A 12,371-nucleotide genomic window follows, 5' to 3' on the forward strand; every position below is an offset into this window, starting at 1 on the left:
AGCTTCTTAAAACGGCAGTTGGTATAAAGGATTGCGGCTGTCCGCGCCTTCGGCGCGAATGCGTTCCAGCTCGCTGCGCAGAGCGGTCTGCAACCACTGTTCTCGCATTTTGTCGCCTTCGGGATGCTCGTTCAGCATCCGGTACAAGGCCATGCCGTGGAAGGTGGTCATCATGGTCAGCAAGGTGGCGAAGAAGCCGGTGGAAATGGCGTAACGCGGAAACAGCGAGGCCATCATGGCGACGAAGCGGTCGCGGAAGTAGTTGCTGGAACTGGCCAGGAAGATTTCCCGCAGATCGGCGGTGGTGCGAGCCGCCATCAGCAGTTCCATCAGTACGATGTGACGCGGCGACAGCACCAGCGCCTTCATCAGCGCGACGATCCGTTCCTCCTCCGGCATCGTGCTGGACATTTCCGCCGCCAGCTTGAGGCCGGCCTCGAAAATATCGTCGACTACCTTGCGCCCTACCGGCAACATCAGTTCGTTCTTGGTGGCGAAATGGCGGAATAGGGCTCCCTGGGAGACGCCGGCCCGGCTGCAGATCAGCTGCACGCTGGTACCGTGATAGCCAAACTCCAGCAGACACTCGATGGCCGCTTCCACCAGTTTCCCAATGGTGGACTCCCTACGACTTTGTTGTGTTCGTCTAGTTTGCATTATATTCTTATGTCATGTTTATCCCAACCAAGGTCTGATGATACGCGAAACTTTTGCCATAAGCGAGGGCGAGCGCACGCTAAATAGGCCAGTGAGTAGTTTCAACTAGGGATAGCCGGAAAAATGCTGTTCTTTTTAAAGTTATTTCCCAATAACTCTTAAAAAGAGGTCGCAAATATTAAAATTACTATTATTAAATTGCGTAGTTTTGATGATTTGGAACATTTTGCGCGTCTTACTGTCTTGCCAGACGCCCCCAGCATGGACTCGCCGCCGGCGTGGCGTCCGCGCAACGCGCGAAAATAGCGGCAAGATCGCCGCGGATGTGAACAAAAACGCGCCATAGCAATGACGATGCTCGGCGACCGTCATCGACATCGTCACGCCCTCCCCGCCGGTCTTCTCCGCTTGACGACCCGCCTCAAGATAACAAGCAGACACTCAAGCAATGTCGACCTTAGAAAGCAGCTAGTTTCTAATCGAAAAAATAAATACGTTAAAACAACATTTCAACAAAAATACGATGTTGAATTACTTAAAGCGGGGAAATATGCACAGGCAAGTTCGCATTCGAACATTAACCGGCATTTCCTCGCTTATGCTGACAAAGCCTGACGGGCCGGCCGTCGACAACCGGCCCGCCGGGCTCAATTCAACTGCGCTCGTCCAAAGTCCACCCGCCCGAACGGACTGACGGCGTAAGCGCTCAAATCCTTGCTCGCCAAGGCGTATGCAGTGGGGTGGGCCAAGGGCAGCCACAAGGCCTGCTCCTGGATCAACTTCTGCGCCGCCAGATACAGCTTGGCGCGCTGGGCGAAATCGCTGCTCTTCTTGCCGTCGCTGATCAGCTTGTCCAGCTTGGCGTCGCAGAAGCGCGCGAAATTGGTGCCGGACTGCACCGCCGAGCAGGAAAACTGCGGGGTCAGGAAGTTGTCGGGGTCGCCGTTGTCGCCGGCCCAGCCCATGAACAATAGCTCATGTTCGCCGGCCTTGGCGCGCTTGATCAGCTCCCCCCACTCAATCACCTTGATCTGCACCTTGACGCCGATCTTGGCCAGGTCGGACTGCAGCAGCTCCGCGCCCGCCTTGGGATTGGGATTCAGCGTGCTGCCGCTGGGCCGCACCCACACCGTGGTTTCGAAACCGTCGGGATAGCCGGCTTGGGCCAGCAGTTTCTTGGCGCGCGCCGGATCGTAAGGATAGGGCTTGGCCCCCTTGTTATAGCTCCAGGTATTCGGCGGATAAGGCAGGTCCGCCGCGGTGGCGGTATTGTCGAACACCGTTTTCAGATAAGAGTTCTTGTCGAAAGCCAGGTTGAGCGCTTGCCGCACCAAGGGGTTGTTCAACGGTTTTTTCTGGCTGTTGAAGGCGACGAAGGCGGTCATGAAGGCCGGCGTTTGCAGAACCCGCAGCTTGGGATCCGCCTTGGCCGCCAGCACGTCCTGCGGCTTGGGCGACAAGGCCAGCTGGCATTCGCCGGCTCTCAGCTTCTGCGCGCGCACCGCCGAATCCGGCGTGATCGCGTAAATCAGCGCGCCGACCTTGGGCTTGGCTCCCCAATAAGCCGGATTAGGCGCGTAGCGCACCACGGCGTCCTTCTGGAAGCTGCGGAAGACGAAGGGCCCGGTGCCGATTGGCTTGGCGTTCAAGTCCGCCTGGCGGCCGGCCGCCTGCAACTGCCCGGCGTACTCGGCCGAATAGATGGACGCGAAGCCCATGGTCAGGCTGGACAGGAAGGTGGCTTCCGGATAGTTGAGCTCGAAACGCACAGTATTGGCGTCCACCTTCTGCACCGCCTTGATCAGCTTGGGAAACTGCATGGATTGCGCGTGCGGATAGCCGTTCGGCGCGCTCTTGTACCAAGGATGGGCCGGATTGAGCATGCGTTCGAAAGTGAACACCACGTCGTCGGCCGTCAGCTTGCGGCCGGGCTTGAAGTAATCGGTGGAGTGAAAGGCCACATTGGGCCGCAGCTTGAAGGTGTAGCCGAGGCCGTCGTCGCTGACCTGCCAAGACGCGGCCAGGCCCGGCACCACTTTGCGGGCGGCCGGATCGTATTCGACCAGGCGGTTCATCAGCACGTCCGCCGACGCGTTGGTGGTGACCAGGGAGTTGTACTGCACCACGTCGAAACCTTCCGGATTGGCGTCGGTGCACACCGTCAACGGGCGCGCGGCCAGCGCCAGGGTAGGCGCCAGGGCCAGGGCCAACAGCGTCAATTGCTTGTTCATCGGCATTTCCTCATCAAACAGCATGGCATCTTCGGTATCAGAAACGAAGGTTAAGCGAATAAGCGAAAAAAACAAACCATCGATTATGCATATTCATATTCGCGACGCGGCCAAGCATGGAGTTTGAGGCCGGCGCAAATTGCCGCTACAGTCAAAGCGGACAGCCAGAATACAAAGCGCCATCGACATGAACCGCCGCCACTGCCTGCTTGCCCTGTTTTTGACCAGCTTTGTCGCCGCGCCGCTGCGCGCGGCGCCGGGCCCTGCGCTGGACATCCTGACCGAGGATGACCCACCGCTGACTTTCGAGCAAGACGGCAAGGCCGCCGGCCTGGTGGTGGAAGTGGTGCAAGGGATACAACGCCGCGTCGGCAACCACGACCCCATTGCCGTGGTGCCTTGGGCGCGCGGCTATCGCCAGGCGCAACAGCAGCCGAACACCGTGCTGTTCAACACCAACCGCACCCCGGAACGGGAGCGCATGTTCAAATGGGTGGGCCCGGTCACCGAAACCCTGGGCTGCCTGTTTGTGCGGCGCGACAGCCCGATCAAACTGCAAACGCTGGACGACGCCCGCAAACTGCCGCAAATCATGGTGGTGAGAGACTGGTATCTGCAACAGCTGCTGAGCGCGCAGAACTTCTCCAACCTGGCCACCGTGGCCACGCCGGACCAGTTGCTGACCATGTTGATGCGCAAGCGCGCCGACGTCATCGTCAGCGAAAACACCACCTTGCCGCATCAATTGCGCCAGCAGGGCTTCGACCCGGCCCAAGTGCGCAAGGCGCTGACCTTTTCCCACACCTACGGCTACATCGCCTTTTCCCGTCAGACCCCGGACGCGGTGATCAAGGCCTGGCAACAGGCGCTGGACGAGATGAAGCGCGACGGCAGTTTCGCCGCGCTGTACCGGCGCTGGCTGCCCGGCGAAACGGCGCCGGGCATCAATCCGCCCGCCCCGTGAAACACTCGAAACGGCCGCGCCACCAGGACACCAGCTCCTCGGGCGGCAAGGAGCGCGAATACAGATAGCCCTGGCCGCTATGGCAGCCTCGCGCCAGCAGCAAGGCGTGCTGGGATTCGGTTTCCACGCCCTCGGCCAGCACTTGCAGGCTCAGGCTTTCCGCCATGGACACGATGGCCGCCACCATGGCCAGATCGCGCTCGTCGCTGTCCAGCCGCATGATGAAGCTGCGATCTATCTTCAATTCATCGATGGGCAGCCGCTTGAGATAGGACAGCGAGGAAAAACCGGTGCCGAAGTCGTCCACGCTGATGTGAAAGCCCATGCGCTTGAGCGTCGGCAAGGCTTTCATCGCGCTGTCCGCGTCCATCAGCGTGCCCTCGGTGATTTCCAGGCACAATTGCTCCGGCGGCGCGCCGCTTTCCTCGGCGATCGCGCGCAAACGCGCGACGGCGTCCGGCAAGCCGAAAAAGCGCGCCGACAGATTGACGCTGACGCGCCAGGGCGGCAGGCCCTGCCCTCTCCAGGCCATCACCTGGCTGCAGACATTGCGAAACACATACTCGTCGATATCGATGATCAGGCCAGTTTTTTCGGCGATGGCGATGAACTCCGCCGGCGACTGCTTGCGCCCGTCCAGCTCCCAACGCAACAGCGCCTCCATCCCCAGCATGTCCTGGCTGCGCAGCGTCATCTGCGGCTGGTACTCCAGCCGCAGCTCCCGTCGCTGCAAGGCCTGACGCAAGCCGGTCTCCACTTGCAGGCGCTGGCGCACGCCGTCCGCCATATCCTCGGAGAAGAAGCAATAACCGTTCTTGCCCGCGTACTTGGCGCGGTACATCGCCATATCCGCATCGCGCATCAGCCCTTCCGGCGTATCCGCGTCGCAGGGATAGCAGCTGATGCCGATGCTGGCGGACAGGAAATAGCGGTGGTCTCCGTCCTGGTACGGCGCCGCCAGCGCCGCCAGCACCTGCTCGGCCAGGCTGTCGGCCGCGCCGTCGGCGGCGTTCTCGGCCAAGGCGACGAATTCGTCGCCGCCGATGCGGAACAAAAGATCGTGGCCGCTCACGCAGGCGCGCAAGCGTTCAGCCACGATGCGCAACAGGCGGTCCCCCACCTCATGCCCAAGGTTGTCGTTGATGAAGCGGAAATCGTCCAGGTCCACCAAAAGCAGATACAGGCTCCGCCCTGAGCGCCGATGATTCCTCAAGCTCCATTGCAGCCGCTCGTTCAACTGCACGCGGTTGGGCAGTTGAGTCAGGCTGTCGTGCTTGGCGAGAAACTCGATATTGAGCTGCGAACGCTTCAGCGTGGACACGTCGCGGGCAAAGCCCATCGCGCGCCGCGGCCGCCCCTGTTCGTCCCGCCACAGGCTGGCGCTCACCTGCATCCAGACCTGCCCCGCCTCCGGCAGGGCGACGCGAAACTGACACTCGTGCAGGCTTTCTCCGGCCTCGGCCGGCAAGGCCTGCCAACGCCGGCGCAACTCGTCCAGGTCCTCCGGATGGATTTGCGCCAGCAAGGCGTCCAGACTGTCGTGACGATAATCCTCGGCCCGCCCGAAAATCCGCCCCACCGGCCCTTCTTCGTGCAAGACCCCGTCGCCCAGGTCCAGCTCCCAGGCGATTTGTTCCGCTGCGTACAGCGCCTGCTTCAAGCGCATCGCCGAGCGGCGGCGCTCGCCGATCAAGCGCCCCACCCGCGCCAGCAGCTCCGCCACCGAAAACGGCTTGAACAAGAACTCCTGCACGCTGTTCTGCAGCATACGCAGCCGCAGCGAATCGTCGGCGCGCGCCGACAGCATCACCACCGGGATGTCCTCGGTCTGGCGGTTGCCGCGCAAAGCCGACACAAACTCTTCTCCGCCCATTCCCGGCATCATCAGATCGCTGATGATCAGGTCCGGCTGCTCGCTCTGCGCCAAACGCAGGCCGCGGCCGCCCTCCGGCGCCGTCATCACCCGATAATGCTTGCCCAGCGCGCCGGCGATGAAGGCGCTCATATCGATGTTGTCCTCCACCAGCAGCACCAACGCCTGGGCGCCCTTGTCCGGTGCGGCGCCCCCCTCGGCCTGCGGCGACGCGGGCGCGGGCACCGCGCCGCCGGCCAGCAAATCGTCCAGACGCAAGTCTTCCGACTCTATCGGCGCACCCGCCGGCGCCAACAGAGGCAGGCTGAGGCGGAACAAGGCGCCGCCGCCCTCCGCGGCGAACAAGCTCACCTTGCCATGGTGCAGTTCGATGAATTCTTTGACGATAGCGAGGCCAAGCCCGGTGCCGCCGTGCCGGCCGTAATCGCCGTCCTCCACTTGCACGAAGCGCTCGAACACCTTGTCGCGCATCTCGGCCGGCACGCCGGGCCCGTTGTCCTGCACCCGGATGCCGGCCTGGCTTCCTCTCAGCTCCAGCGCAATCTGAATGCGGCCGCCGTCCGGCGTGAACTTGAAGGCATTGGACAGCAGGTTCAGCAATACGCGCTGCAATTTGATCGCGTCCACCTGCGCCGACGCCGTTTTCGGCGCCGCCACTTGATAGTCGATATGCCGGTCGCTGGCCAGCGAAGTAAAATAAGAGGCCACGTGACGCACCAGCTCGGCCAGGTCCAGCTGCGCGTAGCGCAGCTTCAGTTCCCCCGCGTCCAGCTTGGCCACGTCCAGCAAATCGTTGACCTGCTGCAGCAACATGCGCGCCTGCCGCTGGATCATCAGCAGATTGGGGCTCTCCTCCGGCTCGGCCTGGCCTGTCAAAAAGCGTTCTACCTGACCCAGAATCAGAGTCAGCGGCGTGCGCAACTCATGGCTGACATTGGCGAAGAAGCGGGTCTTCATCTGATCCAGCTCGCGCATCTGCTGATTCAAGCGGGCCAGCTCGTTATTGGATTCCTTCAGATCGGTGTTGGCCCGGGCGATTTGCGCATGCTGGTTCACCATTTCCGCTTCTAGCGCCGCCGCGTCCATTGCCCGCCATTCCGCCGGCTGACTCTGCTGCGGCTGGCTCCGTTTCAGGCGCACGAACTCGCTGACGTCCTGCGCGCTGTGAATGATGCAGGCCACGCTGCCGTCTGCGCGCTTCACCGGCCAGTTGGTCGGACTCCAATAGCGCTCTTCGAAACTGCCGTCCGGCCGCGGGATATCGTATTTCTGCATCGCCATGCTGTCCTCGACCCCGGTGGCCAGCACGCGCTGCAAAGAAATGCGCAGATTGCGCGAGCCCTCGCCTTCCGGCTCGGCGGGATTGACCGGAAAGATGTCGAACAGATTGCGCCCCAGGATGGACTCGCGCCGGGTCAAGGTCGTCTGCAGATAAATATCGCTGGCGGCGATGACGTTGAAATCGGTATCCAGCACTAAATACAGGCCGGGGGCCCGTTCGAACAGCAGCTGGAAATCCGGTGCGGCAATCGCAACCTGCGCGTTCAACGCCAACGCAGCCTCCTATCGGTGGGGTTCGCGGATCAAGGGCGGCAAGACTGCCGTCATATTCCTCATTAAATATGATATTCGTATATCCACTCAACTCCAGTGCCGTATCGACGCGTCGACGCGTAAAAAAACCCCGGCCAGGGCCGGGGTGGTTTGGCGTCCGCCTGCGCGGATCAGGCGTAGCTGTCGGTGGACGGGCAGCTGCACACCAGATTGCGGTCGCCGTATACGTCGTCGATGCGGTTGACGCTGGGCCAGAACTTGTTTTCCAGCACATAGTCCAGCGGGAAAAGACCGGTTTCGCGGCTGTACGGACGCTGCCAGTCGCCGGCGATGTCGGCCTTGCTGTGCGGCGCGTTGCACAAGGGATTGTTGTCCGCCGGCCACACGCCGTTCTGCACCTGGTCGATTTCCCGACGGATAGCCGCCATCGCCGCGATGAAGCGATCCAGCTCAACCTTGGGCTCGGACTCAGTCGGCTCAATCATCAGCGTGCCCGGCACCGGGAAGCTCATGGTCGGCGCGTGGAAGCCGTAATCCATCAGCCGCTTGGCCACGTCCACTTCGGTCACGCCGCTGGCGGCCTTGAGCGGACGCAGATCGATGATGCACTCATGAGCCACCCGGCCGTTGGCACCGGTGTACAGCACCGGGAAATGCTCGGCCAGCCGCGTCGCCACGTAGTTGGCGGACAGCAAGGCGTTCTCCGTGGCCTGCTTCATGCCTTCCGCGCCCATCATCGCGATATACATATAGGAGATGGGCAGGATGGAGGCGGAGCCGAACGGCGCCGCCGACACCGCGGTCTGGCCCGGCTGGGCGGTGGGCACCGAGGCCACCACGTGGTTGGCGATGAAGGGCGCCAGATGCGCTTTCAGGCCAATGGGGCCCATGCCCGGGCCGCCGCCGCCGTGCGGGATGCAGAAGGTCTTGTGCAGGTTCATGTGCGACACGTCGGCGCCGATGTCGGCCGGACGGCACAAGCCCACCTGGGCGTTGAGGTTGGCGCCGTCCATATACACTTGGCCGCCGTGCTGATGGATGATCGCGCAGATTTCGCGGATAGGCTGCTCGAACACGCCGTGGGTGGACGGATAGGTGATCATCAGCGCCGCCAGCTGAGCCGAATGCTGCTCGGCCTTGGCTTTCAGATCCGCGACGTCGACGTTGCCGGCCTCGTCGCAATCCACCACCACCACCTGCATATTCATCATCTGCGCGGTGGCCGGGTTGGTGCCGTGGGCGGAGCGCGGAATCAGGCAGATATTGCGTTGGCCGTCGCCGCGCGACTCATGGTAACGGCTGATCGCCAGCAGGCCGGCGTACTCGCCCTGGGCGCCGGAATTGGGCTGCATCGAAATGATGTCGAAACCGGTGATCGCGCGCAGCTGCGTTTCCAGGCCGGCGATCATTTCCAGATAGCCCACCGTCTGTTCGCGCGGGGCGAACGGATGCATATTGGCGAACTCCGGCCAGGTGATCGGGATCATTTCGCTGGTGGCGTTGAGCTTCATGGTGCAGCTGCCCAGCGAGATCATCGAATGATTCATCGCCAGATCGCGGCTTTCCAGCTTCTTCATATAGCGCAGCATCTCGTGCTCGCTATGATGGGTGTTGAACACCGGGTGGCTCATGAAGGCGGATTCACGCTTCAGTCCGGCCGGAATCGCGTCGGCGGCCGCGGCGTCCAGCGCGGCGATGTCGGCGCTCTTGCCGGTGAAGATTTCGATCAGACGAGCCAGATCGGCCTCGCTGGCCGCCTCGTGGAAGGCGACGCCCAGCACATTGCCGCCGGCGCGGCGCAGATTGTAGCCGGCGGCCAGCGCCGCCTGATACACCGCCTCGGCCTTGGGCGCCTCAACCTGCACCGTGTCGAAGAAGCGGTCGAACACCAGCTTGCCGCCGGCGGCCTTGACCGCGTGGGCGAAAATGGCCGCCAGGCGGTGAATGCGGGCGGCGATGCGCTTGACGCCTTCCGGACCGTGGTACACCGCGTACATGCCGGCGATATTGGCCAGCAGCACCTGGCTGGTGCAGATATTGGAGTTGGCCTTTTCGCGGCGGATATGCTGCTCGCGGGTCTGCAGCGCCATGCGCAGCGCGGTCTTGCCCTTGGCGTCCACCGACACGCCGATGATGCGGCCCGGCGCAGAGCGCTTCATCTCGTCCTTGAAGGCGAAGTAAGCGGCGTGCGGGCCGCCGAAGCCCATGGGCACGCCGAAGCGCTGGGTATTGCCGATGGCCACGTCCGCGCCCATCTCGCCCGGCGATTTCAACGCCACCAAGGCCATGATGTCGGCGGCCACCACCGCCACCGCGCCCTTGGCCTTGACCGCGGCGATGTGCGGGGTCAGGTCGATCAGATCGCCGGCTTCGCCCGGATATTGGAACAAGGCGCCGAAGTATTCGCCCTTGCCCGCCTCTTCCGGATGGCCCTGCACCAGCTCGAAGCCGAAGTACTTGGCGCGGGTCCGCATCACGTCCAGGGTTTGCGGCAGCACGCGGCTGTCTACGAAGAACTGGCCGGACTTGGCCTTGGACACGCGGCGCGCCATCGCCATCGCCTCGGCGGCGGCGGTGGCCTCGTCCAGCAAGGAGGCGTTGGCCAGTTCCAGACCGGTCAGGTCTATCACCATTTGCTGGAAGTTCAGCAAGGCTTCGAGACGGCCCTGGGCGATCTCGGCCTGATACGGAGTGTAAGCGGTGTACCAGCCCGGGTTTTCCAGCAGATTGCGCAGGATCACCGTCGGAGTCAGCACCGGGTAATAGCCCTGGCCGATGAAGGATTTATTGACCACGTTCTTGGCGGCGACGGCCTTCAGCGCGGCCAGCGCCTCGGCTTCCGGCATCGGATCCGGCAGCTCCAGCTTGCGGTTCAGGTGAATGTCGGCCGGCAGCGTCTGCGCCACCAGTTCATCGATGGAGGCCACGCCGATGGCGGCCAACATTTGCTCGCGCTCGGCGTCGGACGGGCCGATGTGGCGGGAGATGAATTCTTTGCGGTTGAAAAGTTCGGAGAGAGACATGAGTACGGGGCCTTCTGTGCTTGCCGTCCGCGCCGCGGCTTGCGCGGCCAATCGGGTGTTGCTGGATATCCGGGCGAAAAAAACGCCTCGCGGTCGATTAGGACTGCGAGGCGGTTTTCACCATCAGGCGCCAATTTCCTTGGCGTAGGCGGCGGCGTCCATCAGGGCGTCCAGGTCCGCCGGATCCGCCGGCTTGATCTTGAAGAACCAGCCGGCGCCGTAGGGCTCGCCGTTGGCCAGTTCCGGTTCGGCTTCCAGTTCCTCGTTGATGGCCAGCACTTCGCCGGCAATCGGACAGTAGATGTCGGAAGCGGCTTTCACCGACTCCACCACGCCGGCCTGCTCTTCCTTGGCGAGCTTGGCGCCCACTTTCGGCAATTCGACGAAAACGATGTCGCCCAGCAGTTCCTGCGCGTGCTCGGTAATGCCCACGGTCACGGAGCCGTCGGCTTCCAGGCGCAGCCATTCGTGGCTTTCAACGTATTTGAGTTCGGCGGGGATGTTGCTCATGAGTGTCTCCAGTCAAATCCAGGTCTTAAACGATATTCCCGGCCGCGTCGCGCGGCCTGCCCAAGCACGCCGCTCAGGCGAAAACTTTTTTGCCGTTGCGCACGAACGGCATTTTGACCACGCGCACCTCGGTCAAGGTTCCGCGCAGGTCCACCAGCGCCGTATCGCCGGTGCCGGCCGGCACGCGCGCGATCGCGATGGAGTGTTTGAGGGTGGGCGAGAAGGTGCCGCTGGTGATCACGCCCTCGCCTACGCCTTCCACCACCACTTTCAGGCCTTCGCGCAGCACGCCGCGGCCTTCCAGCACCAGGCCCACTTGCCTGGTTTTCAGGCCGGCGGCTTTCTGCGCCTCCAGCGCCTTGCGGCCGATGAAATCGCGCTCCGCCGGTTCCCAGGCGATGGTCCAACCCATGCCGGCCTCCAGCGGGGAAACGGTTTCATCCATATCGTGGCCGTAGAGATTCATGCCGGCTTCCAGGCGCAGGGTGTCGCGCGCGCCCAGACCGATCGGCGCCACGCCGGCGGCCTGCAGTTGCTGGAAGAAGGCCGCGGCCTCGACGCCAGGCAGCATCACCTCCAGGCCGTCTTCCCCGGTGTAGCCGGTGCGGGCGTAGAACCAATCGCCGGCGGGCTGGCCTTGGAAGGGCTTCAAGGCCTGGATAACGTCGGCGAGCTCGGGCTTGACCGCGCAGACCTTGGCGATGGCCTGCGGGCCCTGCACCGCCAGGATGGACAGATCGCGGCGCACCTTGATGTCCACGTCGAAATCCGCCTTGCGCCCTTCCATCCAGGCCAGGTCCTTGTCGGTGGTGCCGGCGTTGATCACCATGCGGTAGCCGTAGGAGGTCAGATAGACGATCAGATCGTCCACCACGGTGCCGTCGGGGGTGAGCATGCCGGAATACAGCGCCTTGCCTTCGAAGCCGAGCTTGGCCACGTCGTTGGCGATCAAGCGCTGCAGCCAGACTTTGGCGTCCGGGCCGCTGATGTCCAGCACCGTCATATGGGAAACGTCGAACATGCCGGCGTCGCTGCGCACGATCTCATGTTCCTTGAGTTGGGAGCCGTAATGGATGGGCATTTCCCAGCCGGCGAAATCGACCATCTTGGCGCCGGCGGCGATATGGGATTCAAACAGGGGGGTGCGTTTCGGGGCCGTCATCGGTGCGTCCTTAGCAAAAGCGTGTAGTGTTGCTCTATTCCCTACACCCCTCTGTCCCTGCACCTGAGATTTTCCGGCCTTGCGGCCGTTAGCCCCTTCGGTGGGCATCCGCGGATGCCGCTCTCCAGATTCGGCGAACTGGCTGCGGCCAGTCCGATGATGCAGTCCTTTTGCCTGAGCGATTGCGGGTGCGCTTGCGCCTTCGGCGGTGGCGCGGACGGCCACTCTCTCCTGCATGACGAGCCAGATTATGGTTGCTGGGCCGGGGCTTGGCAAGCCGTGTTTATCTTCAACTTAAACAATGACTTAAAATATTCGAAATCGCAAAACATTGAACCGGCATTGCTTCGTTTAAGATCGATTACGAACATATTTCATTTCCTTATCGATCAAAAAA

The 12,371-nt window shown here is 62.6% G+C and carries 7 protein-coding genes and 2 riboswitches; of the genes, 1 reads left to right on the forward strand and 6 read right to left on the reverse strand.

What is annotated here, in order from left to right:
• Positions 1–6 precede the first annotated feature (6 nt).
• Positions 7–657: a TetR/AcrR family transcriptional regulator gene (locus ACODRW_RS17285; protein ID WP_107798352.1), complete on the reverse strand. Its 651-nt coding sequence runs from the start codon at positions 655–657 to the stop codon at positions 7–9.
• A gap of 647 nt (positions 658–1,304) precedes the next feature.
• Positions 1,305–2,888: an ABC transporter substrate-binding protein gene (locus tag ACODRW_RS17290; RefSeq protein WP_107798351.1), complete on the reverse strand. Its 1,584-nt coding sequence runs from the start codon at positions 2,886–2,888 to the stop codon at positions 1,305–1,307.
• Positions 2,889–3,075: 187 nt separating this feature from the next.
• Between ACODRW_RS17290 and ACODRW_RS17295 the strand changes: the two genes are divergently transcribed.
• Positions 3,076–3,852 carry a substrate-binding periplasmic protein gene (locus ACODRW_RS17295; RefSeq protein WP_370646609.1) on the forward strand — a complete coding sequence of 259 codons (777 nt, stop codon included), beginning with the start codon at positions 3,076–3,078 and terminating at the stop codon, positions 3,850–3,852.
• On the opposite strand, the gene ACODRW_RS17300 is transcribed toward ACODRW_RS17295, so the two are convergent.
• From ACODRW_RS17300 to gcvT, 4 genes are all read right to left on the reverse strand, one after another.
• Complete coding sequence (locus tag ACODRW_RS17300; protein ID WP_488906292.1) at positions 3,833–7,273, reverse strand: EAL domain-containing protein; 3,441 nt, start codon at positions 7,271–7,273, stop codon at positions 3,833–3,835. The genes ACODRW_RS17295 and ACODRW_RS17300 overlap by 20 nt on opposite strands.
• A gap of 176 nt (positions 7,274–7,449) precedes the next feature.
• The gene (gene gcvP / locus ACODRW_RS17305) at positions 7,450–10,302 is read right to left on the reverse strand and encodes an aminomethyl-transferring glycine dehydrogenase (RefSeq protein ID WP_107798348.1); all 2,853 of its coding nucleotides are present in this window, start codon (positions 10,300–10,302) and stop codon (positions 7,450–7,452) included.
• Between the two features lie 123 nt (positions 10,303–10,425).
• Positions 10,426–10,812, reverse strand: a complete 387-nt coding sequence (gene gcvH / locus ACODRW_RS17310; RefSeq protein WP_107798347.1) for a glycine cleavage system protein GcvH — start codon at positions 10,810–10,812, stop codon at positions 10,426–10,428.
• 73 nt (positions 10,813–10,885) lie between these two features.
• Complete coding sequence (gene gcvT, locus ACODRW_RS17315; RefSeq protein ID WP_227107183.1) at positions 10,886–11,974, reverse strand: glycine cleavage system aminomethyltransferase GcvT; 1,089 nt, start codon at positions 11,972–11,974, stop codon at positions 10,886–10,888.
• A gap of 41 nt (positions 11,975–12,015) precedes the next feature.
• Positions 12,016–12,112, reverse strand: a riboswitch (glycine riboswitch).
• A gap of 14 nt (positions 12,113–12,126) precedes the next feature.
• Positions 12,127–12,218, reverse strand: a riboswitch (glycine riboswitch).
• Between the last annotated feature and the right edge of the window lie 153 nt (positions 12,219–12,371).

The organism is Chromobacterium sp. FG89 (assembly GCF_057808735.1).